This window comes from Actinomadura sp. 1N219, assembly GCF_044326405.1.
Classification (GTDB): Bacteria; Actinomycetota; Actinomycetes; order Streptosporangiales; family Streptosporangiaceae; genus Spirillospora.
Window position 1 is genome coordinate 1,801,625 of sequence record NZ_JBIRAY010000001.1, and the last position, 24,898, is coordinate 1,826,522.

Genomic DNA, 24,898 nt, shown 5'->3' on the forward strand with positions numbered 1-24,898 from the left:
AACAGTGTCTCTGCTTGAAACACGGGGCATCACCGTCCGGTTCGGCGGCAACACCGCCGTGGACGACGTCGGCGTCACCGTCGGCGAAGGAGAGATCACCGGACTGATCGGCCCGAACGGGGCGGGCAAGACCACGCTGTTCAACACCGTCACCGGCCTGCAGAAACCCGCGTCCGGCCAGGTCCTGCTGGACGGCGACGACATCACGAGACTGTCCCCGGCCCGCCGTGCCCGGCGCGGCATGGCGCGGACGTTCCAGCGCCTGGAACTGTTCCTGTCGCTGTCGGTCCGCGACAACATCCGCGTAGCGGGCGACATCCAGCACAGCTCCACCCGTGAAGAGGACACGGACAAGATCCTCGAACGGACGGGCCTCACCGACATCGCCGACCGTGACGTCTCCGACATCCCCATCGGACGGGCCCGCGTCGTGGAGGTGGCCCGCGCGCTGATGACGTCACCGCGCGTCCTGCTCCTGGACGAGCCCGCGTCCGGCCAGACCGACCGCGAGACGGACGCGTTCGCCGAGATGCTCACCGGCCTCGCCGCCGAGGGCCTCGCGATCTGCCTGGTCGAGCACGACCTGCCGCTCGTGATGCGGCTCTGCGCCACCATCCACGTCCTCGACTACGGCGCGCTGATCGCGTCCGGCACCCCGGCGGAGATCAAGGAGTCGCCCGAGGTCATCGCCGCCTACATCGGCACAGAGGAGGGGGCGCGATGACCGAGCCCCTGCTCGAACTGGCCGGCGTCCGCGCGGGCTACGGCGCGATCGAGGTCCTGCACGGAGTGGATCTGGCCCTCCGTCCGGGCTCCCTCCTGGCCCTGCTCGGCCCGAACGGCGGCGGCAAATCCACCACGATGCGCGTGTGCGCGGGCCTGCACGCCCCGTCCAGCGGCGAACTGCGCTTCGCGGGACGCAAGGTGAACGGCATCTCCGCACAGGACGCCGCCCGCCTGGGCGTGTGCTCCATCCCCGAGGGCCGCGGGATCTTCCCGAATCTGACCGTCCGGGAGAACCTGTGGGCCGCCACCGGCACCGGCGCCCGCCTGGAGGACCTGGAGGAAAAGGCGTACGCCCGCTTCCCCATCCTCGGCGAACGCCGCCGCCAGCTCGCCGGCTCACTCTCGGGCGGCGAGCAGCAGATGCTCGCCCTGTCCCGCGCCCTCGGCGCCGACCCGGCGGTGCTGCTGCTCGACGAACTGTCCATGGGCCTCGCACCCATGATCGTCACACGCATGTACGAGACGGTCGCCGAACTGGTCGAGGGCGGCCTTTCGGTGCTGGTCGCCGAGCAGTTTGCCCGAGCCGTCCTGCCGATCGCCGACACCGCCGCCCTGATGCTGAACGGCCGCATCGTCGCGGCCGGGCCGCCCGACGAAATCGAAGACCGGTTGTCCAGCGACTACCTGGGAGGTTGACCCACGATGCTCACCGAAGAACGGCGCCAGCAGTTCAAGGACGACGTCGCACGCCAAAAACTAAAAACAGACCAGTCGAGATATGACGGCGTCCTCCGCATAATCGGCGCCGTCGCCATGGTGGCCGGAGTCGTAGGCGTGTTCATCGCCTACAACGTCTCTCTCACCAAGGACGACATGCGAGATGTCGGCTCACTCCAGACACTCGCGGTGGGCTTTCTGGCGCTGACCGTCGTAGGCGCAGCCCTGTACCTGGCCGCCGCGATAACCCGCGTCCTGCGCCTTTGGCTCCTGCGCCAACTAGTCGAATCCCAGTCCCACACCGACCAGATCAGCGAGTCCCTGAAGAACAGGACATAAAACGACAATAGACTGCCCTCCTTCCCCCCGGCTCGTCATCTGGGGCGAGCCGACAGGGAGCAGTCGATGGATCCCGTGCGTGTCGATGAGTTCGGCGACGAGGTCGTCCGCGTCCGCGGTTACACCTCGTGGCTGGGCGCGCTGCTCTATCCCGCCTCGGTGGCCGTCCTGTTCCTCTTGGGCCTGACCTCGTCCGGCACCTTGTTCTGGACGGTCTGGTGGGTCGCGACGGCGGGGCTCACGGTGAGCGGGGTGGTGACCCAGATCCGGGAGGCGCGCGGCCTGACATTCAACGCGGACGGCATCACCTGGCACCGGATCGAACTGTTCGTCCCGTGGACCCAGGTGACCGAGCTGGACGTGGACAGCGGCATCAAGGGCACCGAAAAGCTCCGCCTGATCGTGCGCGTGATCGACCCGCAGGAGTCGCCGCGCGGCCACCGCGAGATCGCCCGATCCATGATCACGGGAAACGTCAGGGCGTTCGGCGGCCCGATCGCTCTCCCCGTCCACCGCCTGGCGGTTCCCCCCGAGTCGCTCATCGCCACCGCCGACCGCCTGCAGCCCGCCGCGCCCGCTCCGTCCGTCCCCGGCGTGCGGGAACGCCAGGCACGCCGAGCCCGCGCCCACCGCACGTCCCGCCTCTGGGGCTACGCCGGCGCCACCGCATTCGGCCTCATGCTGGTCGCCACCTTCATCCTCTGACTCGCCCAACGTCGGTCCACACCGGCAGGACAGAGCCTGCTGGAAAGAACTGCACCCCACGCGGGCCGGCGGCTCCTGGCCGCCCTTTCCACATCAACCGCCCCTCTCACTAGTCGACCCAGCGAGGCTTGGCCGCAGCCGTCGGGATGGCGACGTCGGGGGCCGCCATTCTGCATCGTGTGCTGTTCGGAGTCTGGGTGAATTGCTTCGGCCTCGGGGTTCTAGCGTTTTGTTCGATGTTGTTATGTTCTTATGTTCTAGGGTTCGGGTGGGGTGGCGCTGCGTACGGGGCCGCCCCTCCAAAGTCAAGGGCGCTTCGCGTCGCTACGCGATGGGACTCCGTCCCACCCTTGACTTTGGAGCCTCTGCGGCCCCTGGGAGCAGCTTACGTCGGGCAGGCTCCGCCTGCCCCCCGCCCGACGCGCCACCCCACTTGTCCAGTTCCCTGAATTCGAAGATCCAACAAAAGAGGGGCAGGCTAACCAACCGGTGATAAAAGTCCAACCCCAGTCGGCCACGAATAGAAGACCGCCCCTGATATCATTCGAATATGAGTTCGATTGAAGTTGATCTCGGAGCGGCGTCCACCATGGAATTGGTGAACGCCATCGCCGCGATCACACGCGAACTCGCCGGACGCGCCGCACCCGAATCACCCGCAGCGTGTTTGGAAATCGCCGAGACTCTCGCAGCGGCCTCCGATCAGCAGGAAAGCGCACTGGCGGAACTGATCGGCCGGGTGGACGCCTCCGGAGAGATGCGCCGCTGGGGCCTACCGTCCACCCAAGCCTGGCTCCGCTCCCGCATGGGCATGCGCGAAACCCGCGCCAAGGAACGCATCACCCTGGCCCGGCAACGGCACCGGCTGCCCCGGGTCACACAGCTTCTGGCCACCGGCGAACTGAGTCACGGTCATGCCTCCACCGTGGCCGATGCCGTCGCCCGCTTGGACGACGAGGATTGCGCAACCGCTGAGAAGGTCCTGCTCGACATGGTCGACCAGGGCTTCTCCGCCGGGAAAGTCGCCACCTTCGGCCGCCGCATCCGAGACGTCATCGCCGAACGCGACGACACCGAAACACCCGACCAGGACACTCAACGCGGGTACGAGCAGTCCTGGGTCACCTCCACCCGCTCCCTGGACGGCGGCCGCTACATCAAAGGCTGGCTCAACGCCGAAGACACCGCCATCTGGGACGGCACCCTGGCCCCACTGGCCAAACCCGCCGGACCCGACGACCGCCGCGACCTGCCCGAACGCACCGCCGCCGCCCTCACCAGCGTGCTCGCGGGCGGGCACCGCGCCACCAAGGTCACCGTCATCTGCGACCTGAACACCCTCACCGGCGGCACCACCCCCGCCCGCCTCACCGACGGCACCCCCATCCCCGCCGCCCACGCCCGCCGCATCGCCCTGAGCGCCGGAGTCTCACCGCTCATCCTCGGACGCGGACACATCCCCCTCTACCTCGGACACCGCGCCCGGTTCGCCACCCCCGGCCAACGCCAAGTCCTCGAAACCCTCTACCCCACCTGCGCCGTCCAAGGATGCGAAGTCCCCGCCACCCTCTGCGAAGTCGACCACGTCACCGGCTGGGCCCTCGGCTCCCCCACCGACATCGACCAACTCGCCCTCTGCTGCGGATGGCACAACCGCTTCAAACACACCAACGCCGAACAGATACACATCATCCGCGACACCACCGGACGACACATCTACCGCGTCCTCCCGCCACCGGACGCCAACGCCCCACCCACCCAACCCACCCAACCCACCCAACCCACCGAACTCGCCCAAGCCGCCTAGGTGGTGCGGTTGGTCATGGTGTCAGTCGACGCCGGGGCATGGGACGGGGCCGTCGTTGCCCAGCACGAGCCAGGCCTCGCCGTGAAGGGAAACACTTGGAAGCTCATGTGGGGCTGCACGACGGCTTGCCTGCGAAGCGGACCACGACCCACACAGCATTGACCCGCTCCGTCAGCCCGCCCCACTCACATGGGCGCAATCGGCGAGCGTGTCCCGGGAGAGTGCGGCAGGTCACCGACATCAGTCGATCTCTCTGATCGGCGGGTAGGTGAGAGTGCGCCCGTGTCCAAGTTCCAGCCGCCACGTGTCCCCAAGGCTGGCTTTGAGCGCCAGGTGCCAGTGATTGGAGAAGACGATCCGCTGATTCCCGGTGTTGAACACGACCCAGGACAGTGGCTTCGAAAACAGCAGGCTCGACAATTCGTGCTCCGCGAGTTCGGCAAGGTCCTTCCCCGGGTTCTCTTCGGTTCTGGCCCCGGTCGTGTGCAGTACGCGGCCGCTGAACTCCAGACAGACGTCACCGGTGAGACGAAGCACGAGATGCGGAATCACGTGGACTTCGATGACTTCACACTGCCTCGCCTGCAAGATCTTTCGATCTTCCCTCTCGACGTACTGCACCATGAGATCCGCCACCTCGACGCTAGTCACCGGGTCCCGCCGCTGCGGCTGCTCTTCCGCCAGTTTCCGAGTCCAGGTGTTGTCCGTCGTCCTGGTGTGGGCTGGGGGCCGGTGGGTCCCTGCTGTCGCGGACGGCGACACCCGGTCGAGGTCGCCGACCTCGACCCATTCGCCGCCGTTGTCGCCGCTGCGCGGCCGTCAAGCACCCAGCCCGTCGCGAGAGTTCCGGCGCTCAGAGCGTGTCACGCATCGTCGTGCATCGCCAAGCCTCCGTGAAGAAGATCAGCTTGGGTCCACGCGGATCTTTGGAGTCGCGAACCGCTACTCGAGCTGGGAGGGCCGCGACCTCCACGCAGTCGCCGTTCTGACCCCTCCGTGCCCCTTTGTGCCATGTGACGCGGGAGAGCCTTACGTGTCAGGCGGTGGGGCGGTGGCGGGTCGTCCTGGTGTGGCGGACGTGGGTCGGCCATGACGCGGCGGTGCGGAGGCTGGAGTTGCTCCGGGTCGCCCCTTCTGCCTATGGGATGGCGGTGTGTGGGGCTGTACGGCAAGCGGGAGTTCCGGTTTCCGGTTCCGTTGTTGTGGGTCTACGCGAGTGGGGCGGCGGACGACATCGGGGCCGTGGTCAGCGTCCGGGCGTTGCCGGGCCGGGCGTGGGGTATTCCGAGGCGGGAGACGGGCGTGGTGGGTTCGTGTCGCCGTGCGGGGACGTGAAGGTGGCGGCCGAGGTGTTGGACCTGATCTTGAAGGGGCGGATGTTTCCGGGTGGGGTTGGGGGTGATCGTTGCTCCCAGTCAGCGGGATGTGCGGTGTGGGCGGGCGGTTCGCTGATTAACGTCGGGTCCGGATGGAGGACCTGGATGAAAGACCCGATACCCGACGTACTGGCCCCGGCGAAGTTGGGGCCCGTCACGCTGCGGAACCGCATCGTCAAGGCGGCGACGTATGAGGGGCTCAGCAAGAAGAGTCTCGTCACTGACGAGCTGATCGAATTTCATGTGCGGCATGCTGCTGGTGGCGTGGGGATGACGACCGTTGCGTATTGTGCGGTCGCGCCGGATGGGCGGACGGATCGCAAGCAAATTCTGTGGACGGACGAAGCGCTCCCCGGCCTGCGGAAACTTACCGAGGCCGTGCATGCTGAGGGTGCCGCCGTCGCTGCCCAGATCGGGCATGCTGGGCCGGTTGCGAATCCGAAGGGCAATGGGCTGCCTGCCATTGCGCCCAGTCGGCATTTCCATGCGACGACCACTAGTTTCACCAAGGCCGCGACGCGTGCTGACCTGGAGCGGGTTGTTCAGGGGCATGCGCATGCTGGGCGGATGGCGATTGAGGCCGGGTTCGACGCCGTCGAGATTCACCTCGGGCACAACTATCTGGCCAGCTCGTTCCTCAGTCCGAAGATCAACCACCGGAAGGACGAGTACGGCGGGTCGCTGGCGAACCGGGCCCGGCTGTCGCGGGATATCGCGCGGGCCGTGCGGGACGCGGTGGGGGATCGCATCGCGATCACCGCCAAGCTCAACATGGACGACGGCGTGCCCGGCGGGTTCTGGCTGGACGAGGCCATTCAGGTCGCCCGGTGGCTGGAGGCGGACGGCTCCCTCGACGCCCTCGAACTCACCGCGGGCAGCTCGCTCCTCAACCCGATGTACCTGTTCAAGGGCGACGCGCCGCTGCACGAGTTCGCCGCCGTCATGCCGCAGCCGATCAAGCTCGGCGTGAAGCTGGTCGGACGCCGGTTCCTGCGGGAGTACCCGTACGAGGACCTCTACCTGCTCAGGGACGCCCGCCAGATCCGCGCCGCCGTGAAGATGCCGCTGGTCCTGCTCGGCGGCGTCACGGACAAGGCCGGCATGGACACCGCCATGGCGGAGGGCTTCCAGTTCGTCGCGATGGCGCGGGCGCTGCTGCGTGAACCCGACCTGATCAACCGCATCAAGGACGAGCCGGACACGAAGTCGCTGTGCATCCACTGCAACAAGTGCATGACGGCGATCTACGGCGGGACGCGCTGCGTCCTCGTCCAGCCCATGTGAGCCTGCCGGGAGGGGTGTGCGAGTGCGAGACGAGACGATCGCCGGGATGCTGCTGGCCAGGCTGGGTGACGACCGTCCCGGCCTGCGCAGCCGTGAGCGGACGTGGACGTGGGACGAGGTCGTCAGGGAGAGCGCCGCCCGCGCGTCGCTGGTGCGCGGGCTTCGCCGGGAGGGACCGTTCCATATCGGGGTGCTGCTGGAGAACGTCCCCGAGTATGTGCTCTGGCTCGGCGCGGCGGCGTTGAGCGGCGCGACGGTCGTCGGGATCAACTCCACCCGGACCGGGTCCTACCTGGAGCAGGAGGTCCGCCACACCGACCTTCAGCTCGTCGTCACCGACCGGGAGGGGCTGCAGCGCCTCGACGGCCTCGACGTCGGTGTCCCGCGCGACCGGTTCCTGCTCGTCGACGATGACGGCTACGCGGCGGGGGTCGAGGCGCACGCCGCCCGCGAGCCCGAGGCCGATCCGTCCGTTACTCCTAAAACGCAGATGTTGCTGCTATTCACGTCCGGGACGACCGGTGCGTCGAAGGCGGCACGCTGCTCGCAGGGCAGGCTCGCCGAGCTGGGGCGCAACAACAGCGCCAAGTACGACATCAAGCGGGACGACATCAGCTACTGCTCGATGCCCCTGTTCCATGGCAACGCGCTCATGGCGCTATGGGCTCCGTCGCTGGCCGTGGGCGCGACCGTCGTCCTGGGCAAGAAGTTCTCCGCTTCCGGATTCATGCCGGACGTGCGGTTCTACGGCGCGACGTTCTTCACCTACGTCGGCAAGGCGATCGGCTACGTCCTCGGCACTCCGGAGCAGCCGGACGACGGCGACAACACCCTCACGCACGGGTTCGGGACGGAGGCGTCTCCCGAGGACAAGCGCGAGTTCCTCCGCCGTTTCGGTGCGAAGCTCCTCGAAGGCTACGGGTCCAGCGAGAGCGCCGGGATGATTAAACGGGTGCCGGGCACTCCGGCTACCGCGTTCGGAAAGCCTGCCCGCGACGGCGTCCGGATCGTCAATCCGGAGACGCGCGAGACGTGCGCGCCCGCCGTCCTGGACGAGCACGGACGCGTCACCAACGCCGAGGCCGCCATCGGCGAGATCGTGGACGTGGACGGCGCCGACCTGTTCGAGGGCTACTACAAGAATCCCGAGGCCGACGCCGAGCGTGTAAGGCACGGCTGGTACTGGACGGGCGATCTCGGCTACGTCGACGGCGACGGGTTCCTGTACTTCGGCGGACGGTCCGGCGACTGGATCCGCGTCGACTCCGAGAACATCTCCGCGCTGCTCACGCAGAACATCGTCCGCCGCCATCCGAAGATCGTGGACGCGGTCGCGTTCGGCGTCCCGGACCCGCGTTCGGGCGACCAGGTGATGGCGGCGATCGAGATCCCCGACGGCGTGGAGTTCGAGGATCTCGACTTTCCCGCGTTCCTCGCCGTCCAGGACGATCTCGGCACCAAGGGCGCGCCGCGGTTCGTGCGCGTCTCGCACGCGCTGCCGACGACCGGCTCCGGCAAGCTCAGGAAGAAGGAGATGCAGCTCGAAGGGTGGCGCACCGCCGACCCCGTCTACCGGTGGGCCGGCCGGGGCGCCCCCGGGTACGCCCTGATGACCGAGGCCGACAAGGCGGCGCTCCGCGCGGAGTTCGCCGCCGCCGGCCGCGAGCGCTTCCTTCCGTGAGGGGTCGACATGGATCTGCGTGAGTCCGCGGCGCACCGCACGCTGCGCGCGGAACTGAGGGCGTACTTCGCGGGCCTGCTGCCCCCGGACGTGCGGCGCCGCGCCGGTGAGCAGGGCGTCGGCGGCGAGCGGTTCCGCGAGATCGTCAAGATGCTCGGCAACGACGGCTGGCTCGGCTACGGCTGGCCGGAGGAGTACGGCGGGCAGGGCCGGTCGATCGCCGAGCAGTTCGTGTTCTTCGACGAGGTGCAGCGGGCGGGGCTGCCGTTCCCGTTCGTCACCGTCAACACGGTCGGCCCGACCCTCATGCGGTACGGGACGGACGAGCAGAAGCGCCAATTCCTGCCCGGCATCCTGTCCGGCGACATCGTGTTCGCCATCGGATACACCGAGCCCGACGCCGGAACCGACCTCGCGTCGCTGCGCACGAGGGCCGTCCTCGACGGCGACCAGTTCGTCGTGGACGGCAGCAAGGTGTTCACCAGCGGCGCCAACACCGCCGACCACATCTGGCTCGCCGCTCGCACGAACCCGGACGCGCCGAAGCACAAGGGCATCTCCATCCTGATCGTCCCGACCGACGCCGACGGGTTCTCCTGGAGCCCGATCCAGACCGTCGGCGGAATGATCGTCACGGCGACCTACTACAACGGCGTCCGGGTGCCCGCGTCCTCGGTCGTCGGGGACGTCGACGGCGGCTGGACGCTCATCACCACCCAGCTCAACCACGAGCGGATCGGGCTCGCCGCGCTCGGCGGACGGATGATCCGCCTTTGGGAGGACGTCCGCGACTGGGCCCGCGACAACGGCGCCCTCGACCTGCCGTGGGTGCGCGCCGACCTCGCCCGCACGCACGCCAGGCTGGAGGCGATGCGGCTGATGAACTGGAAGATGACGATGGCCGTGGAGGCGGGCACGCTGACCGGCGCGCAGGCCGGGGCCGCCAAGTCGTACGGGACGGAGACGCACATCGACGTCCAGCGCACCCTCACCGGAGTCCTCGGCACGGCGGGACGGATCCGTCCCGAATCGCCGGGAGCCGTGCTCTACGGGCAGATCGAGCAGCTCTCCCGGCAGGGCATCGTGAACACGTTCGGCGGCGGCGTCAACGAGGTGCTCCGCGACATGGTCGCCGTCCAGGGCCTCGGACTTCCCAGGTCGAGGCGCTCATGACCGACGCCTACGAGGACAGGCTGCGGGCCTGGGGCGGACGCGAGCTGGTCGCCCGACGTCTGGGGCAGGACGCGGTGAACGTCCCCATGATCCGCCACTGGGTCGAGGCCATGGGCGACGACAACCCCGTCTACCTGGACGACGACGCCGCACGCGCCAGCGGACGTGACGGCATCGTGGCGCCCGCGTCGATGATGCAGGCGTGGACGATGCGCGGATACGCGGCGTCCGTCCGTCCGGATTCTGAGCCCTCTGCGCCGGATCGGCTGAACGCGCTGCTCGCCGAGGGCGGCTACACGTCCGTCGTCGCCACCGACTCGGAGTTCGAGTTCCACCGCGAGCTGACGCCGGGCGACCACGTCAGCGTCGAGGAGACCGTCGAGTCGATCTCCCCGGAGAAGCAGACGGCGCTGGGCGCGGGACGCTTCATCAGCACCATCAAGACGTACCGAGACGAGGCGGGCGAGGTCGTCGCCACCCAACGCTGGCGAACCCTCCGCTTCCGTCCGGCCGAGAAGCCGGCCGAGGCACCAGCCCAGCCGGAGCCGGGGACGGAGCCGAAGGCATTGCGGCCGCGACCCGCGATCAACCCGGACAACGCCTTCTGGTTCGAGGCCGCCCGCGAGCACTGCCTGGTCATCCAGCGCTGCGCCGACTGCAAATCGCTGCGGCATCCGCCCGGCCCCGCCTGCCCGCAGTGCGGCTCGTTCGGCTGGGACGCCGTCGAGTCGACGGGCAACGGCCACGTCTACACCTACGTCGTCAACCATCACCCGCGCCATCCGGCCTTCGACTATCCGCTGATCGTCGCCGTGATCGAGCTGGCCGAGGGGACCCGCCTGATAGCCGACATGGCGGACGCCGCCCCGGAGGACATGGAGATAGGCATGCCGGTCGTCCTCGGCTGGATCGACCCGGACCCCGACCTGTCCCTGCCGGTGTTCCGCCCGGCGGACGCCAAGGAGCGCTGATGGACTTCACTCTCGGCGAAGAGCTGGAGGCCGTCCGGGACCTGGCCCGGCAGATCTTCACCGACCACGCCACGCAGGAGCGGATCAAGGCGGCGGAGCAGTCCCGCGCCGGCCTCCTCGACGCCTCCTTGTGGACGGCGCTCGCGGACGCGGGCCTGCTCGGCATCGCCCTGCCCGAGGACGCGGGCGGCGCGGGTCTGGGCGTCGGCGGGCTCGCCGTCCTGCTGGAGGAGCAGGGCCGTGCCGTCGCGCCCGCCCCGATCTGGCCGGTGCTCGTCGCCGCGCTCACCATCGCCGAGCACGGCACACCTGAGCAGCGGGAACTCCTGCCCGCCGTCGCGGACGGAACCGAACGCCTGACCATCGCCCTGGAGGAATTCGCGCCCGCCGACCCCGCAGAACCCCGCTGCACGGCCGTCCGCGACGAAGACGGCTGGCTCCTGACAGGCACCAAAGCGGTCGTCCCCACCCCATCCGGTGCGAACCGCATCCTCGTCGCGGCCAGTTCGGCAGCGGACGGCCCCGGCCTCTACCTGCTCGACGCGTCCGCGCCCGGCGTCTCCTGGGAGCACACCCAGACCACAACCCACGACAGCGCCGCGCACCTCACCCTGGACGCGACTCCGGCACAGCCCGTCAACGATGGCGACGGCGACGGCGCCCTCGCCACCGCGCTGCGCCTCGCCCGCGTCGCGCTCGCCGCCGTTCAGGTCGGCGTGGCGGAGGGCGCGCTCCGCCTGGCCGCCGAGTACCTGGCAGGACGCGAGCAGTTCGGCCGCCCGCTCGCCACCTTCCAGGCAGTGCAGCACCAGCTCGCCGACTGCTACATCGAGATCGACGCGCTCCGCGTCTGCCTCTGGCACGCCGTCTCGCTGATCGCCGCGGGCGACGACGCCGACTCCGCCGTCCTGGTCGCCAAATGGTGGTCGGACGAAGGCGGCCTGAACGTCGTCCACCGCGTCCAGCACCTACACGGCGGGATCGGCGTGGACGTCGACTACCCGGTCCATCGCCATTTCCTCTGGGGCAAGCAGATCTCCGGCACGCTCGGCGGCGCGTCCCACGACCTCGAACTGCTGGGAGCCGCCCTGTGAACCTGAACCGCCGGTTCGAGGACGTGGCGGTCGGCGAGGACCTCCCCGAGCTGAGCGTCCCGCTGACCCGCACGATGATCGTCGCGACCGCGCTGGCGAGCCGCGACTACCAGGACGTCCACCACGACCCGTCCCTCGCGGTCGAGCGCGGCTCCAAGGACGTCTTCATGAACATCCTGACGACGAACGGCCTCGTCGACCGGTACGTCACCGCCTGGGCGGGCCCCGCCGCCGTGGTGAAGGCCATCAGGATCCGCCTCGGCGCGCCGAACTACCCCGGCGACACCATGGTCCTGACCGGGACGATCACCGCCAAGCATCCCGAGGACCGCCGCGTCGAGATCGCGGTGCGCGGCGCCAACGCCATCGGCCCGCACGTGACCGGCACCGTCGTCGTCCAGTTGAGGGCCGTCCAGTTGAGGGCCGTCCAGTCGGAAGGGCGCGGCGCATGAGCGTGCTGCCGGGCGCCGCCGCGATCGCCGGGATCGGCGCCACCGAGTTCTCCAAGGCGTCCGGACGCAGCGAGCTGCGGCTCGCCTGCGAGGCCGTGCTCGCCGCCGTCATCGACGCCGGGCTCGAACCGTCCGACGTGGACGGCATGGTGACGTTCACCGCCGACTCCAGCTCGGAGATCCACATCGCCCGCAATCTCGGCATCGGCGAGCTGAGCTTCTTCTCCCGCGTCGGATACGGCGGCGGCGCGGCCTGCGCGACCGTCCAGCAGGCCGCGATGGCCGTCGCCACCGGAGTCGCCGACGTCGTCGTCTGCTACCGCGCCTTCAACGAACGCTCCGGCATCCGCTACGGCCTCGGCCAGGCCGACCGTCCCATGGACGTCAGCGCCGACCGCGCCGCCTACTCGTGGATGACGCCGTTCGGGCTCGCGACGCCCGCGCAGTGGGTCGCCATGTTCGCCCGCCGCTACATGCACGAGTACGGCGCGACCAGCGAGGACTTCGGCCGGATCGCCGTCGTTGACCGCAGGCACGCCGCGCGGAACCCGGCCGCCTGGTTCTACGGCCGTCCCATCACCCTCGAAGACCACCAGGCGTCCCGCTGGATCGCCGAGCCGCTCCGGCTGCTCGACTGCTGCCAGGAGAGCGACGGCGGCCAGGCCCTCGTCGTCGTGTCCGCCGAACGCGCCCGCGACCTGCCGCACCGTCCCGCCCTGATCTGGGGTGCCGCGCAGGGGTCCGGCAACGACCAGCAGATGATGACCAGCTACTACCGCTCCGAGATCACCGGCATCCCCGAAATGGGCCTGGTCGGACGGCAGCTCTACGCGCAGTCACGCCTGACGCCCGCCGACGTCCAGGCCGCCATCCTCTACGACCACTTCACGCCTCTCGTTCTGCCGCAACTAGAGGAACTGGGCTTCTGCGCGAAAGGCGAAGGCAAGGACTTCGTCGCGGACGGCAACCTCGAACTGGACGGCCGCCTCCCCTTCAACACGCACGGCGGACAACTCGGCGAGGCGTACATCCACGGCATGAACGGGATCGCGGAGGGCGTCCGGCTCGTCCGGGGCAGCTCGGTGAACCAGCCGGGAGATGTGCACAACGTCCTCGTCACCGCGGGGACGGGCGTCCCGACGAGCGGCCTGGTCCTGGGCGCCGACACCTGAGCGGACGCCACGACCGGACCTTTGGCGCCCGGACCATCCCGTACAGGACGCGTTAGCAGGCTTTTCACCGGCCGGCCGCGCCCGCGTACCGCCGCCTGCCGAAGCCGTCGCCGCAGGTCACGCCACATGCGACGGGGGAGTCGACGGCAGCATCCGCCCAAGGCCGCCCGCACCTTGGGCAATCCGTGACATTTAAGACACTTACGGTGAAATGCCACGGTCGCTGTGCCGCCGTTCCCGTCCCGTCAGGAGCCACCGGTCCCGGCCGGGAACGGCCGCAGGAGGGCGATCCCCATGCGACGACCGTTCCTGTTCCTGCTGCCCGCCGTGCTCGGCGCGGCGCTGATCGGCGTCCTCGGAACGCCGGCGTCCGCGACGCCGCCCAACATCCCGTCCGCCGCCACGGCCGCCGCCCGGCTGGCCGAGCTCACCGTCGCCGCCGAGTCCCATGCCGACACCTACGACCGCGACCTGTTCCCGCACTGGATCACCATCTCCGGAACGTGCAACACCCGCGAGACCGTCCTGAAGCGGGACGGGACGAACATCGTCACCGACTCCGCGTGCTACCCGACGTCCGGCTCCTGGTACTCGCCCTACGACGGCGCCACCTGGACCCTCGCCTCCGACCTGGACATCGACCACATGGTGCCGCTCGCCGAGGCGTGGGCCTCCGGCGCCTGGGCCTGGACGACGTCCCGCCGCCAGGCCTACGCCAACGACCTCGGCGGCCCGGAGCTGTGGGCCGTCACTGACAACGTCAACCAGGCCAAGAGCGACAAGGACCCGGCCGAGTGGCAGCCGCCGCGCACCGCCTTCCGCTGCACCTACGCCCGCGCCTGGATCCAGGTGAAGTGGTACTACGGCCTCACCGTCGACAGCGCCGAGAAGAGCACCCTGAACTCGATGCTCGACACCTGCTGACCCCCACCCCGGCCCGCCATCGCCGCGTGGCGGGCCGGGCGCGCGGGGGCCGAGGTATCGGTGAGCGGGACGGACGTGGCCCGAATGACCGGCCGCGCCCATGATGGACGGCTATGAACGAATGGCGCGGCCGCGCACTCGGCACCAAAACCGTGTCGTACGACGAAACGCAGGCCATCCTCTATGCCCTCGCCGTGGGCGCGGACGCGTCCGACCTCGACCTCGTCTTCGAGGAACGCCTTCGCGTCCTGCCGACTTTCGCGCTGACCCTCGCCCAATGGGCCCCGGACGCTCTGGGTTCGGCAGGCGCGTTCGATGCGCGAACCGCCGTCCACGGCTCGCAGCGCCTACGCGTCCTGAAACCGCTGCCACGCTCGGGATCCGTCGAAATGACCGCCCACGTCTCCGAGGTCTGGGACAAGGGTTCTGCCGCAGTCTTCGACGTCACCGTAGAAAGCCAATACTTCGAGGCCACCTGGTCTCTGTTCGCCCCAGGCTGCGGTGGCTTCGGCGGCGAACGAGGCCCGTCCGCACGCCGCCGTCCAGAGACAGAGCCCGACGAGACGACCCTCACCGTCAAGACAAGTCCAAACCAAGCAGCGCTCTACCGGCTCCTAGGCGACCGTCACCACCTGCACATAGACCCGGACGCAGCAAAGACCGCCGGAATGCCGCGCCCCATCATGCATGGCCTGTGCACACTGGCCGCCACAACCCTGCCACTAGCCAGATCCCTAAACGCACACCCAGCCGACCTGACCGAACTAGAAGGCCGCTTCGCCGCCCCAGTCTTCCCCGGCGACCTCCTCCAAATAACCACCTGGAAGTCCGCCGACTCCACCCTCTTCGAAGCGAATGTGGACGGCAAGAAGACAATTTCATCCGGCCGAGCCCTTTTCACCTGACCTCCCGCCGAGTTCGGTGGGCGCCCGGCCGCGGCTTCGACGTCACCATGCTTGACCTCTATGTCAGTCATCGCTAACGTTAGCGACAACTGACGAACTGGGGGGCGCGACCATGAGACGGCCGATCGCGTGACCTCCGCTGCCGACATGACCGGCGCTGACGACACGACCGACCGGGCGTTGCAGGCGTTGGCTGAGCCGCGGCGGCGTGCCATTTTGCGGCTGGTCGCGCATGAGGAGTTGCCCGCTACGCGGATCGCCGAGCAGTTCGAGGTGAGCCGGACCGCGATCAGCCAGCACCTGACGGTGCTCAAGGGCGCGGGGCTGCTGTCCGAACGCCGCGAGGGAACCCGCCGTTTCTACCGTGCCCGTCCCGAAGGGCTGGCCGGGTTGCGCGCCTTCCTGGACGAGATGTGGGCCGGTTCGCTGGACACCGCTCGCCGTCTCGTCGAGGCCGAGCGCGGGCTGTCCGACACCGACGAACGGGAGGAAGGCCGTGCCGGCTGACCCGTCCGTCACCCCGCTGCGACGGCCGCCGATACGCCAGGCCACGCTGGTCCGCAGCGACATCGGCCACACCTTCGACGTGTGCGTGCGCACCATCGGCGTGTGGTGGCCGGTGCAGCCCTTCTCCGCCGGCAAGGACCGGGTCCGCGACGTCACCCTCGAACGGCGGGCGGGCGGCGGCGTCTACGAGACCTGGGAGGACGGCACCGTCGTGGTGTGGGGCGAGCTGCTGGTCTGGCAGCCGCCCGAGCGGTTCGCCATGACCTGGACCAGCACCCCCGCCCCGACCGAGGTCGAGCTGACCTTCACCGCTCTCGGCCCCCTCCTCACCCGCGTCACCGTCGAGCACCGGGGGTGGGAGGCGCTCAGCGACGCCCAGCTGTCCGAGGACTGCGCCGTGCCCGGCGGCTACACCGGTGGCGCCTACCGCACCGGCTGGACGGTCATCCTCGGCCGCCTCGCCGACGCCGCGGGAGCGCCGCGGCGACACCCGCGACCGGAGAGGCGATCATGAGCTACTTCGTCTACAAGCTCGAACCGCACCGGCCCGACTTCCCGGCCGGCATGACCGAAGCCGAGGCGGGCACCATGGGCGAGCACGTCGCCTACTGGCAGGCGCTCGCCGACAAGGGCACCGCCGTCGTCTTCGGCCCGGTCGCCGACCCGGCCGGTTTCTGGGGCCTGGCGGTGGTCGAGGCCGAGGACGAGGACCAGGTCCGCGCCATACGAGCCGCCGACCCCGCCGTCCGCGACGGCATCGGTCGCGTCGGCATCCACCCCATGCCGGACGCGATCACCGGCCGGCCGAGACGGGCCGCACCCTGACTTCCCTCATTGGCGGGTTGTGCTTGCGGAGGACGGGTTCTGGTCGTCGGCGGGACGGCTGGTGGGGACGGTGAGGCGGTTGCTGAACCGTCCCAGCATGGTGGTCTGGGACGTTTCCGGGAAGAGGCGGCCGATCATGGGTGGGATGCGCCAGTTGGCGGGGTTGCGCTTGGCCATCCGGGAGACCCTGGAGATCTGCGGGTAGCGGGTCTTCTCGTATTCGCGCAGGCGCGCAGCAGGGTCCTTGTCTTCCTTGGCGAGTTCGCGTCCCAGGACCCAGACGTCCTCAAGGGTCTGGTTGGCGCCCTGGCCGAGGGTGGGCGGCATGGTGTGGGCCGCGTCGCCGACCAGGGTGATGCGGCCGTCTCCCCAGACGCGGCGGACCTTGTTCCAGTGGTGGCCGAAGAATTCGAGGTCGTCGTCGGTGGCGGCGGCGAGGACCTCCGGGACGGGCGACGCCCAGTGGCCGAAACGCTGCCGCAGGTCGTTCAGCGGGGAGGCGGGGCGCGGGTCGGTGGGGGACCAGCGCACGTCGAACCACCATTGGAGGAGGCCGTCTCCGGCGGGCATGAGGCCGCACGCGCCCTCCCGTCCGGTGATCATGCTGTGGTCGTGGGTGCCGGTGAGGTCGATGTCGATCGGGCTGAGGCCCTGCCAGGTGCCGAAGGTCGCCGGCTGGACGGCCCCGTCCCCCCAGAGGTGGCGCCGGACGATCGAGTGGTGGCCGTCCGCTCCGATGAGCAGGTCGGCGGTGTCGGTCGATCCGTCGTCGAAGGACGCCGTGACGCGGTCGCCGTCCTGGGTGATGCGCTCGCAGGTCATGCCGTAGCGGACGAGGTCGTCCGGCAGGCCGTCGGCCAGGCGTTCCAGCAGGTCGCGGCGGGCGATGGCCTTGGTCTCGAAGCCGAAGCGGGCGGCGGTGTGGGCGATGCTCTGGGTGGTGCGCAGGCGGCCGTCCGAGGTCAGGGCGTCGATCCTGTCGATGCGGTTGCCGACGCCGTCGAGGCTGATGCCGAGGTCGTGCAGGACGGCGGTGCCGTTGCTCCAGATCAGGATCGCCTTGCCGCCCGTCCGGCGGGCCGGGGCCTGCTCGTACACCCGGACGTCGTGACCGTCGGCCAGCAGTTCGCGTGCGGCGGCCAGGCCCCCGATGCCGCCGCCGATGACGAGAATCTCCATGTCCCCTCCGAAATGAAGTATCTTCGATATGAAGATACATCGGGGCGGAGTAGGGTGCGACAGTGGGTCAGCGGAAGCAGGCGGATCGGGTCCGGGCGGATCAGGTGCGGGCGGATCAGGTGCGGCAGGGCGAGGACGTGTTCCGCGATTTCGTGATCGCGGTCCTGCTGCACAACGAGGCGGTCGCCGACCGGCTCGGGCTGCAGCCCGTCGACGTCGCCGCCGCGATCCTGCTGGAGATGCGCGGGCCGCTCGCCGTGGGGACGATCTCCGAGGAGCTCGGGCTGCCGTCCGCCTCCACGACCCGGCTCGTCGACAGGCTGGAGAAGGCGGGCTACGTGCGGCGCGTGCGCGGCGCGCAGGACCGGCGGACGGTCACCGTCGAGCCGGTCGCCGGCGGCATGGACGACTACGAGGCGGCATGCGAGTCGTCCAGGCGCTACCTGGACGAGGTCGGCGCGCACTACACGCCGGAGCAGGCGCCGCTGCTGCTCGACATGCTCGTCCGCATCTCCGGGGCCTACCGGACGGCCGCCAGGGAGCTGCGCCGAGGCCCGGACCAGTAAGCCCTCGCGCGCGTACCGGTGAGCGGGACGAGGCTTCGCCCGACCGGCGCGGCCGCGCCCATGATGAAGGGTTATGAACGAGCTGACGATTCCGGGCGTTCTGGCGCGGGCGGCCGAGGAGTTTCCGGAGGCGAAGGCGGTCGTCGACGGCGACGTCCGGGTGACCTACGCCGAGCTGCGGGACCGGGCCCGGCAGGCGGCGGGCGCGTTCATCGGCGCCGGGATCGAGCCGGGCGACCGCGTCGCGATCTGGGCGCCGAACGGGCTGGCGTGGATCGTCGCCGTGCTCGGCGCGATGGGCGCGGGCGCGACGCTCGTCCCGCTGAACACGCGGTTCAAGGGGGACGAGGCGCGCTGGCCGCTCACCAGGGCCGAGGTGAAGATCCTCTTCGTGGAGGACGGGTTCCTCGGCATCGACTATCCCGGCATGCTCGGCCTGGACGAGTCGGGGGTCATGGCCGGGCTTCCGGCGCTGGAGGCCGTCGTCACGTTCAACGGCGCCGCGCGGCCGGGCGTCAGTACGTGGGACGAGTTCGTCGCCAAGGCCGTCTCCCGGGCGGAGGCCGACGCGCGAGCCGGAGCCGTCCGTCCGGACGACATCGCCGACGTCCTGTTCACGTCCGGGACGACCGGAAAGCCCAAGGGCGTCATGAGCACGCATGAGCAGAACGTCCGCACGTTCGAGGCGTGGTCGGAGCGGACGGGTGTCCGGGCCGGCGACCGGTACCTGATCGTCAACCCGCTGTTCCACTCGTTCGGCTACAAGGCGGGCGTGCTGGCCTGCCTGCTGAAGGGCGCCACGATGGTGCTCCAGCGGACGTTCGACGTCCCGGAGACGCTGCGGCTGATCGAACGGGAGAGGATCACGGTCCTGCCGGGGCCGCCGACGATCTACACCTCGCTGCTCGACGCCCCGGGCGGGGACGAGCGCGACCTCTCGTCCCTCCGGCTGGCCGTGACGGGCGCGGCGGACGTGCCGGTGGCGCTGGTGCGGCGCCTCCGTGCCGAGCTGTTCCCGCAGGTCGTGACCGCGTACGGGCTGACGGAGTCGACCGGCACGGTGTCTGTCTGCTCGGTGGACGACGATGCCGAGACCATCGCGACCACCTGCGGCAAGCCCATCGCCGACGTCGAGGTCGCCATCGTCGACGAGAACGGCGAGAGGGTTCCTGCGGGCACGGACGGCGAGGTGCTCGTCCGCGGCTACAACGTGATGAAGGGCTACCTGGGCGACCCGGCGGCGACGGCGGAGGCGATCCGGGACGGCGGCTGGCTCGACACCGGCGACCGCGGCCGCCTGGACGAGCGCGGCAACCTCGCCATCACCGGACGGACGAAGGAGATGTTCGTCGTCGGCGGCTTCAACGTCTACCCGGCCGAGGTCGAGGACGTCCTCGCCCGCCACGACGCCGTCGCCGAGTCGGGCGTCGCCGGTGTTCCCGACGCGCGCCTGGGCGAGGTGGGGCGCGCCTACGTCCGGCTCCGGCCGGGGCGGAGCGCCACCGCGGACGAGCTGATCGGGCACTGCCGGGAGCGGCTCGCGAACTTCAAGGTCCCGCGGGAGGTCGTCTTCGTGGACGACCTCCCGAAGACCGCGTCCGGCAAGGTCCGCCGCGTCGAACTCAAGGACGGCGGGGCGCTCAAAGAGCTGCCATGACGCGCGCCCTGTGCTGGGACACCGTGCCCCACGCCGAGTACAGGGCGCGGGCCTTGCGGATCCAGAGGGACGGGTCGTACTCGTCGGTGTAGCCGATCGCGCCGTGCACCTGAAGTGCGGTCTTGGCCGTCGCGTAGGACGCCTCGGACGCGGCGGCCTTGGCGGCGGACACGTCCCGCGCGAAGTCCGGCGTCCCGTACGCCAGCGCCGCCCCGTACACGAGCGGCCGCGCGAACTCGAGCTCCACCAGCGCGCTTGCCAGATGGTGCTTGATCGCCTGGTATTCGCCGATCGGACGCCCGAACTGCTGCCGAGTCTTGGCGTAGGCGACGGACACGTCCAGCAGCGCCCGGCCGAGCCCGATCTGCTGCGCCGCGCACAGCAGCGCACCGAGATCAGTGAAACCGGGGACGGGGACGTCACCTCGGATGCGGAAAAGGCGTCGCGCCGGGTCCAGTGATGTGGCGCGCTCTCCCGGCTCGCGTTCGACGCCGTCCGCGTCCAGGACGAGGTCGGCGACGTCGGCGTCCAGCGCGTGCGGGACGGCGAGCGACACGATCGCCTCGCCGTCCGCGATCCGCGGCAGCCACGGCGACCCGCCGCCCACGCCCATGCCGCCCAGGAGTTCGGCGGCGGCGAGAGTTTCCACGTACGGGCCGGGTGCGGCGGCGCGGCCCAGCTCCTCGGCGGCGACGCACAGCTCGACCGGCAGCGGCCCGGCGCCGCCGGAGCCCTCCGGCACGGCGACCGCGAACACTCCCGCCTCGGCGACCGACGACCACAGCGCCCGGCCGGGGCCCGTGTCCCCGGCCGCCCACGCGCGGACGGTTTTCGGTGTTTCCGACTCGGCGAGGATGTCGCGCAGCGTTTCCCCGAACATGCGCTGCTCGGCGGACAGGACGAACTTCACCGGGACCCCCTCGGCAGGCCGAGCAGCCGCTCGGCGATCACGTTGCGCTGGATCTCGTTGGTGCCCGCGTAGATCGGTCCGGCGAGCGAGAACACGTAGTTCTCCAGCCAGTCCGACTCCAGCTCGCCGTCCGGGCCGAGCAGGTCGAGGGCGGTCTCGTGCAGCGCCACGTCCAGCTCCGACCAGAAGACCTTGTTCAGGCTCGACTCGGAGCCGATGTCGTCGCCGCGCGAGATCGTCTCGAACCCCTTGAGCCGGTAGGCCCGGGACCTGATCCAGGCGTCGGCGACCCGGTCCCGCATCGCCGTGTCGGACGCGTCCGCCCGTTCCTTCCACAGCTCGACGAGGCGTTCCGCCGCCGCGGTGAAGCGCCCGGGGCTGCGGAGGGTGAGGCCGCGCTCGTTGCCCGCCGTGGCCATCGCGACGCGCCACCCGTCGCCGGCCGTCCCGATGACGTCCTCGTCCGGGACGAACACCTTGTCGAGGAACAGCTCGGCGAACGCGGGCTTGCCGTCCAGCCGCCCGATCGGGCGGACCGTCACGCCGTCCGCGTCCAGCGGGAACATCAGGTACGTGAGCCCGCGATGGCGCGCCGAGTCCGGATCGGAGCGGAACAGGCCGAAACCGCGGTCGGCGAACGCGGCCCGCGAGCTCCACGTCTTCTGGCCGTCGAGCATCCAGCCGCCGTCCGTGCGCGTGGCGGTCGCGCGGAGCGCCGCGAGGTCGCTGCCCGCGCCCGGCTCCGACCACGCCTGCGCCCAGATCACCTCGCCCGAGGCCATCGGCGGGAGGACGCGGGCGAGCTGCTCCGGCGTGCCGTGCTTGAGCAGCGTCGGGGCGAGGAGGTTGATGCCGTTCTGGCTGACGCGTCCCGGCGCGGCGGCCGCGTAGTACTCCTCCTCGAAGATCAGCCACTGCAGGACGGACGCGCCGCGCCCGCCGTACTCCTCCGGCCAGGACACGACGCCGAGCCGGGCCCGGCCGAGCGTCCGCTCCCACTCGCGGTGCGTGGCGAAGCCGTCCGCGGTCTCCAGCGAAGGCAGCGGCCCGGACGGGACGTGCTCGCGCAGCCACGCCCGCACCTCCGCGCGGAACTCCTCGTCCGCCGCCCCGAACTCAAGATCCATGTGCTGCCGCCCTCATGCTCGTCCCGGCTCGTCCCGGCATTATTCTAACAATTGTTTGGTAGAGTAAACGCCCGGCCGACGATGGCGCGAGCCGCCTCCCATCGACCGGGACTGCCGAACCCGCCCGCCTGCCCGCCGCCGCTTCTCGATCGTCCGCGCACGGCGCCCTCGGACGACCGTGCCGTGCGCCGGGGCCGTCCGCCGTTGGGGCGGTACCGCTTGGCGAGTGGACGGCGCCGCTCAACGCGGACGGCGCGAATTCGCCTGTCATATCGGCTTATGCGGGACTTATCGTCCAGCCGCCGGGGGGACGGGACGGCCGGCGCCGAATTACCGCCTGCCGGGAGCCCGTCGAACTGTAGTCGACGGTAAAGGACGCCGAGCATGAAAATGCCGAGAATGAGGACTCGCGCAACGGTCTCGGGCGCGAGAAGAACCGGCAGGAAAACGTCGGGTGTGAAAATCAGTAAATGGATCGTCCCGGCCATAGGCGCGGCGGCGGTCGCGTTCGCTCCCGTGCTCCCCGCGGCCCAGGCCACCGCCGACGCCGCGCCCGGCGCCGCGCCCGGCGGCGCGGGCAAGGCGCTGGTGTGCGCGGACGGCACCACCGTCCAGACGGACAAGGGCCCGGTGTGCGGCGGGATAGCCGACGGCGTCAAGACTTGGCTCGGCGTCCCGTACGCGACCCCGCCCTTGCGGAATCTGCGCTGGGCTCCGCCGCAGCCGGCCGCGCCGTGGACGAACACGCTTGAGGCCACCGCCGCGGGCCCGACCTGCCCGCAGCCGCCGGGGCTCGGGCAGGGCTCGACCAACGAGGACTGCCTCCGGCTGAATGTCACCGCCCCGGAGAAGACCGACGGCAAGCCGCTGCCGGTGATGGTGGAGTTCCACGGCGGCGGGTTCCGGTTCGGCGCGCCGTCCGACGGCAAGCACCTGGTGAAGAACGGCGGCGTGCTGCACGTCGGCGTCCGGTACCGGCTCAACATCTTCGGTTTCATGTCGGACAAGGCGTTCGGCGAGAACTCCGGCAACTACGCGTTCCGCGACCAGCAGGCCTCGCTGCGCTGGGTGCAGGCCAACATCGCGAAGTTCGGCGGCGACCCGAAGAACGTGACCATCTACGGCGCGTCCGCCGGCGGGTCGAGCGTGTGCGCCAACGCCGCCTCGCCGACCGCGAAGGGGCTGTTCCACAAGGGCATTCCGCAGAGCGGCGAGTACAACTCGCGGCGCGGCGCCGACGTCCAGTGGCAGCCGCAGGACTGCATGGCCGACCTGCCGACCCGGGATGAGGCGCAGCAGGCGGCCGACCGCTTCGCGGCGGCCGTGGGCTGCGCGAACACGGCCGACAGGGCCGCCTGCCTGCGCGCCGTGCCCGTCCAGCGGCTCCTGGACCAGACCGGCCGCGGCGTCGGGGCGGACGTCGGGACGCAGGGCCCCGTCGTCGACGGGGAGGTGCTGCCCGTATCGCCCGCGCAGGCGTTCGCCGAAGGGAAGGTCAACGACGTCACGCTGATGCACGGCGTCGACCGCGACGAGACCCAGCTCCCGGCCGCGAACACGCCCGCGGAGTACCAGGCGAACATCCGGCAGCAGTACGGCGACGCCGCGGACGAGGTCATGAAGCTGTACCCGCTGGAGCGGTTCCCGGACCCCTCGCCGTTCATCGCCTACCGGACGATCGTGGCCGACTCCAACTCCGTCTGCCCGGCGCTCATCAACGACCAGCGGATGGCCAAGCACATCAAGGTGTTCGCGTACCAGACCGACAACGCCGACGCCCCGCCGATGTTCTTCCTGGACGCGACCAAGCCCAACGGGTCGTACCACATCAGCGAGAGCATCTTCCTCAGCCCGTTCGGCAACACCACGCTGACGCCGAACCAGGCGTCGTTCGGCAAGCAGCTCACCGCCCAGTGGACGGGATTCGCCCGCACCGGGAACCCGACCGTGGACGGCACTCCGCTGTGGACGCCGTTCACCGAGTCCGACCAGGGCGTCATGTCGCTGGTGCCCGCGGGCGACAGCGAGATGACCAGGGAGATCGGAAGGCAGCACCACTGCGACTTCTGGAAGAAGTACATGCCGTTCGGTAAGTAATCGGGATAACTGGATATCGGCTGACTGAGCACTTCATCGACCAGGTGGATTGACGTGGAATGCCGCGGATTGTGCGCTACGTGCCAGATTTCGCAGCGGCCTCTTGAACGCCTCCGGCCGCGCGGATTCCATGAGCGCATGCGAGCCACAGCGGTTCATTCTCGCCCGGTCCCATTCCAGGGCCGGACAACCCCGCCGAATCGTACGCAGGCTCAGAGCCGTGCACGGCAGGGGCGATCGCCGTCCCGCCCGACCGGGGATGAAGAGCGCCTGGTGGTCGTGGTCGTCGTCAAGGACGCCGGCGCCGACGAGCTCATCCCGGTCGGGCTGGGACGCGCGACCCATTTCGTCCGGCGGTCGGACGTCCGGTACGCCGAGGCCCACGGCGACTACGCGCGCCTCTACACCGGGGCCGGCAGCCATCTCGTCCGGGTCTCCCTGGCCGCCCTGGAGGAGGCGTGGCGGGACGCCGGGTTCGTCCGCATCCACCGGTCGCACCTGGTCTCGCTCGCGCACATCGACGAGATGGTCGTCGAGTCGGGACGGTGCACGCTCAGGGTCGGCGGCACGCGGCTGACCGTCAGCCGGCGCAACACGGGCGCTCTGCGCGACCGGCTGCTCAGGGGCGCCCTGCCGGGCCCGACCCGGCGCTCCCAAGGTTCCTGAAGTTTCCTGAAGCACCCCCAAGCTCCCAATTCCCGAAG

Annotated in this window: 25 protein-coding genes and 1 pseudogene; 21 read left to right on the forward strand and 5 right to left on the reverse strand. The window is 70.0% G+C overall.

From position 1 onward, the window contains the following. Positions 1 to 4 precede the first annotated feature (4 nt). The 5 genes from ACH35V_RS08375 to ACH35V_RS08395 all read left to right on the forward strand — a co-directional run bounded on the left by ACH35V_RS08375 (position 5) and on the right by ACH35V_RS08395 (position 4,294). Positions 5 to 724, forward strand: a complete 720-nt coding sequence (locus ACH35V_RS08375; protein ID WP_395971035.1) for an ABC transporter ATP-binding protein — start codon at positions 5 to 7, stop codon at positions 722 to 724. Next, positions 721 to 1,422 (forward strand): ABC transporter ATP-binding protein, encoded by a 702-nt coding sequence (locus ACH35V_RS08380; protein WP_395971036.1) that lies wholly within the window; start codon positions 721 to 723, stop codon positions 1,420 to 1,422. The genes ACH35V_RS08375 and ACH35V_RS08380 overlap by 4 nt, the downstream gene beginning before the upstream one ends. A 6-nt stretch (positions 1,423 to 1,428) precedes the next feature. Then, a complete protein-coding gene (locus tag ACH35V_RS08385) occupies positions 1,429 to 1,782 on the forward strand; it encodes a hypothetical protein (protein ID WP_395971037.1) in 354 nt (117 codons plus the stop codon). Between the two features lie 66 nt (positions 1,783 to 1,848). Next, a complete protein-coding gene (locus ACH35V_RS08390; protein ID WP_395971038.1) occupies positions 1,849 to 2,487 on the forward strand; it encodes a hypothetical protein in 639 nt (212 codons plus the stop codon). 550 nt (positions 2,488 to 3,037) lie between these two features. Next, on the forward strand, positions 3,038 to 4,294 hold the full coding sequence (locus ACH35V_RS08395; protein ID WP_395971039.1) for a DUF222 domain-containing protein: 1,257 nt from the start codon (positions 3,038 to 3,040) through the stop codon (positions 4,292 to 4,294). Positions 4,295 to 4,534: 240 nt separating this feature from the next. Here the strand turns inward: ACH35V_RS08395 and ACH35V_RS08400 are convergent, their stop codons facing one another. Both ACH35V_RS08400 and ACH35V_RS08405 read right to left on the reverse strand, forming a co-directional pair. Then, positions 4,535 to 4,918, reverse strand: coding sequence for a hypothetical protein (locus tag ACH35V_RS08400; protein WP_395971040.1), 384 nt, complete (start codon positions 4,916 to 4,918; stop codon positions 4,535 to 4,537). Positions 4,919 to 5,147: 229 nt separating this feature from the next. Then, positions 5,148 to 5,297, reverse strand: a pseudogene (locus ACH35V_RS08405) (DUF397 domain-containing protein); the annotation flags it as partial. Positions 5,298 to 5,775: 478 nt separating this feature from the next. Between ACH35V_RS08405 and ACH35V_RS08410 the strand changes: the two are divergent. The 12 genes from ACH35V_RS08410 to ACH35V_RS08465 all read left to right on the forward strand — a co-directional run bounded on the left by ACH35V_RS08410 (position 5,776) and on the right by ACH35V_RS08465 (position 16,658). After that, positions 5,776 to 6,954, forward strand: a complete 1,179-nt coding sequence (locus ACH35V_RS08410) for an NADH:flavin oxidoreductase (protein ID WP_395971150.1) — start codon at positions 5,776 to 5,778, stop codon at positions 6,952 to 6,954. A gap of 22 nt (positions 6,955 to 6,976) precedes the next feature. Then, positions 6,977 to 8,635: an AMP-binding protein gene (locus tag ACH35V_RS08415; RefSeq protein WP_395971041.1), complete on the forward strand. Its 1,659-nt coding sequence runs from the start codon at positions 6,977 to 6,979 to the stop codon at positions 8,633 to 8,635. Positions 8,636 to 8,644: 9 nt separating this feature from the next. Next, positions 8,645 to 9,808: an acyl-CoA dehydrogenase family protein gene (locus ACH35V_RS08420; protein ID WP_395971042.1), complete on the forward strand. Its 1,164-nt coding sequence runs from the start codon at positions 8,645 to 8,647 to the stop codon at positions 9,806 to 9,808. Continuing rightward, positions 9,805 to 10,779, forward strand: coding sequence for a bifunctional MaoC family dehydratase N-terminal/OB-fold nucleic acid binding domain-containing protein (locus ACH35V_RS08425; RefSeq protein ID WP_395971043.1), 975 nt, complete (start codon positions 9,805 to 9,807; stop codon positions 10,777 to 10,779). Before ACH35V_RS08420 ends, ACH35V_RS08425 begins: the two co-directional genes overlap by 4 nt. Continuing rightward, positions 10,779 to 11,873 (forward strand): acyl-CoA dehydrogenase family protein, encoded by a 1,095-nt coding sequence (locus ACH35V_RS08430; RefSeq protein ID WP_395971044.1) that lies wholly within the window; start codon positions 10,779 to 10,781, stop codon positions 11,871 to 11,873. Before ACH35V_RS08425 ends, ACH35V_RS08430 begins: the two co-directional genes overlap by 1 nt. Further along, positions 11,870 to 12,325 (forward strand): MaoC family dehydratase, encoded by a 456-nt coding sequence (locus ACH35V_RS08435; RefSeq protein ID WP_395971045.1) that lies wholly within the window; start codon positions 11,870 to 11,872, stop codon positions 12,323 to 12,325. Before ACH35V_RS08430 ends, ACH35V_RS08435 begins: the two co-directional genes overlap by 4 nt. Further along, complete coding sequence (locus ACH35V_RS08440; protein WP_395971046.1) at positions 12,322 to 13,497, forward strand: lipid-transfer protein; 1,176 nt, start codon at positions 12,322 to 12,324, stop codon at positions 13,495 to 13,497. The genes ACH35V_RS08435 and ACH35V_RS08440 overlap by 4 nt, the downstream gene beginning before the upstream one ends. 294 nt (positions 13,498 to 13,791) lie before the next feature. Next, positions 13,792 to 14,421 (forward strand): HNH endonuclease family protein, encoded by a 630-nt coding sequence (locus ACH35V_RS08445; protein WP_395971047.1) that lies wholly within the window; start codon positions 13,792 to 13,794, stop codon positions 14,419 to 14,421. Positions 14,422 to 14,534: 113 nt separating this feature from the next. Continuing rightward, positions 14,535 to 15,326 carry a MaoC/PaaZ C-terminal domain-containing protein gene (locus tag ACH35V_RS08450; protein ID WP_395971048.1) on the forward strand — a complete coding sequence of 264 codons (792 nt, stop codon included), beginning with the start codon at positions 14,535 to 14,537 and terminating at the stop codon, positions 15,324 to 15,326. A gap of 147 nt (positions 15,327 to 15,473) precedes the next feature. Next, positions 15,474 to 15,833, forward strand: a complete 360-nt coding sequence (locus ACH35V_RS08455; RefSeq protein WP_395971049.1) for an ArsR/SmtB family transcription factor — start codon at positions 15,474 to 15,476, stop codon at positions 15,831 to 15,833. After that, entirely contained in the window at positions 15,823 to 16,347 is a 525-nt protein-coding gene (locus tag ACH35V_RS08460) for an SRPBCC domain-containing protein (protein WP_395971050.1), read from the forward strand. The genes ACH35V_RS08455 and ACH35V_RS08460 overlap by 11 nt, the downstream gene beginning before the upstream one ends. After that, complete coding sequence (locus ACH35V_RS08465; RefSeq protein ID WP_395971051.1) at positions 16,344 to 16,658, forward strand: YciI family protein; 315 nt, start codon at positions 16,344 to 16,346, stop codon at positions 16,656 to 16,658. Before ACH35V_RS08460 ends, ACH35V_RS08465 begins: the two co-directional genes overlap by 4 nt. A 6-nt stretch (positions 16,659 to 16,664) precedes the next feature. On the opposite strand, the gene ACH35V_RS08470 is transcribed toward ACH35V_RS08465, so the two are convergent. Then, positions 16,665 to 17,837: an FAD-dependent oxidoreductase gene (locus tag ACH35V_RS08470; protein WP_395971052.1), complete on the reverse strand. Its 1,173-nt coding sequence runs from the start codon at positions 17,835 to 17,837 to the stop codon at positions 16,665 to 16,667. 62 nt (positions 17,838 to 17,899) lie between these two features. On the opposite strand from ACH35V_RS08470, the gene ACH35V_RS08475 reads away from it, so the two are divergent. Both ACH35V_RS08475 and ACH35V_RS08480 read left to right on the forward strand, forming a co-directional pair. Then, entirely contained in the window at positions 17,900 to 18,403 is a 504-nt protein-coding gene (locus ACH35V_RS08475; protein WP_395971053.1) for a MarR family winged helix-turn-helix transcriptional regulator, read from the forward strand. 73 nt (positions 18,404 to 18,476) lie between these two features. Beyond that, positions 18,477 to 20,060 carry a FadD3 family acyl-CoA ligase gene (locus ACH35V_RS08480; protein WP_395971054.1) on the forward strand — a complete coding sequence of 528 codons (1,584 nt, stop codon included), beginning with the start codon at positions 18,477 to 18,479 and terminating at the stop codon, positions 20,058 to 20,060. Here ACH35V_RS08480 and ACH35V_RS08485 read toward each other — a convergent pair. Then, a complete protein-coding gene (locus ACH35V_RS08485) occupies positions 20,044 to 20,970 on the reverse strand; it encodes an acyl-CoA dehydrogenase family protein (RefSeq protein WP_395971055.1) in 927 nt (308 codons plus the stop codon). The two genes, ACH35V_RS08480 and ACH35V_RS08485, sit on opposite strands and share 17 nt — an antisense overlap. Further along, positions 20,967 to 22,097, reverse strand: a complete 1,131-nt coding sequence (locus ACH35V_RS08490; protein WP_395971057.1) for an acyl-CoA dehydrogenase family protein — start codon at positions 22,095 to 22,097, stop codon at positions 20,967 to 20,969. The genes ACH35V_RS08485 and ACH35V_RS08490 overlap by 4 nt, the downstream gene beginning before the upstream one ends. A gap of 456 nt (positions 22,098 to 22,553) precedes the next feature. On the opposite strand from ACH35V_RS08490, the gene ACH35V_RS08495 reads away from it, so the two are divergent. After that, positions 22,554 to 24,194 (forward strand): carboxylesterase/lipase family protein, encoded by a 1,641-nt coding sequence (locus ACH35V_RS08495; protein WP_395971058.1) that lies wholly within the window; start codon positions 22,554 to 22,556, stop codon positions 24,192 to 24,194. Between the two features lie 273 nt (positions 24,195 to 24,467). Further along, positions 24,468 to 24,860 (forward strand): LytTR family DNA-binding domain-containing protein, encoded by a 393-nt coding sequence (locus tag ACH35V_RS08500; RefSeq protein WP_243719174.1) that lies wholly within the window; start codon positions 24,468 to 24,470, stop codon positions 24,858 to 24,860. Positions 24,861 to 24,898 lie beyond the last annotated feature (38 nt).

What these genes read in the sequence shown, in the direction of transcription:
- ACH35V_RS08380 (WP_395971036.1), top strand. Translation starts at nt 721, where the DNA reads ATGACCGAGCCCCTGCTCGAACTGGCCGGCGTCCGCGCGGGCTACGGC.
- ACH35V_RS08410 (WP_395971150.1), top strand. Translation starts at nt 5,776, where the DNA reads ATGAAAGACCCGATACCCGACGTACTGGCCCCGGCGAAGTTGGGGCCC.
- ACH35V_RS08465 (WP_395971051.1), top strand. Translation starts at nt 16,344, where the DNA reads ATGAGCTACTTCGTCTACAAGCTCGAACCGCACCGGCCCGACTTCCCG.
- ACH35V_RS08425 (WP_395971043.1), top strand. Translation starts at nt 9,805, where the DNA reads ATGACCGACGCCTACGAGGACAGGCTGCGGGCCTGGGGCGGACGCGAG.
- ACH35V_RS08385 (WP_395971037.1), top strand. Translation starts at nt 1,429, where the DNA reads ATGCTCACCGAAGAACGGCGCCAGCAGTTCAAGGACGACGTCGCACGC.
- ACH35V_RS08490 (WP_395971057.1), bottom strand. Translation starts at nt 22,097, where the DNA reads ATGGATCTTGAGTTCGGGGCGGCGGACGAGGAGTTCCGCGCGGAGGTG.
- ACH35V_RS08420 (WP_395971042.1), top strand. Translation starts at nt 8,645, where the DNA reads ATGGATCTGCGTGAGTCCGCGGCGCACCGCACGCTGCGCGCGGAACTG.
- ACH35V_RS08430 (WP_395971044.1), top strand. Translation starts at nt 10,779, where the DNA reads ATGGACTTCACTCTCGGCGAAGAGCTGGAGGCCGTCCGGGACCTGGCC.
- ACH35V_RS08440 (WP_395971046.1), top strand. Translation starts at nt 12,322, where the DNA reads ATGAGCGTGCTGCCGGGCGCCGCCGCGATCGCCGGGATCGGCGCCACC.
- ACH35V_RS08480 (WP_395971054.1), top strand. Translation starts at nt 18,477, where the DNA reads ATGAACGAGCTGACGATTCCGGGCGTTCTGGCGCGGGCGGCCGAGGAG.
- ACH35V_RS08455 (WP_395971049.1), top strand. Translation starts at nt 15,474, where the DNA reads ATGACCGGCGCTGACGACACGACCGACCGGGCGTTGCAGGCGTTGGCT.
- ACH35V_RS08470 (WP_395971052.1), bottom strand. Translation starts at nt 17,837, where the DNA reads ATGGAGATTCTCGTCATCGGCGGCGGCATCGGGGGCCTGGCCGCCGCA.
- ACH35V_RS08395 (WP_395971039.1), top strand. Translation starts at nt 3,038, where the DNA reads ATGAGTTCGATTGAAGTTGATCTCGGAGCGGCGTCCACCATGGAATTG.
- ACH35V_RS08390 (WP_395971038.1), top strand. Translation starts at nt 1,849, where the DNA reads ATGGATCCCGTGCGTGTCGATGAGTTCGGCGACGAGGTCGTCCGCGTC.
- ACH35V_RS08450 (WP_395971048.1), top strand. Translation starts at nt 14,535, where the DNA reads ATGAACGAATGGCGCGGCCGCGCACTCGGCACCAAAACCGTGTCGTAC.
- ACH35V_RS08445 (WP_395971047.1), top strand. Translation starts at nt 13,792, where the DNA reads ATGCGACGACCGTTCCTGTTCCTGCTGCCCGCCGTGCTCGGCGCGGCG.
- ACH35V_RS08400 (WP_395971040.1), bottom strand. Translation starts at nt 4,918, where the DNA reads ATGGTGCAGTACGTCGAGAGGGAAGATCGAAAGATCTTGCAGGCGAGG.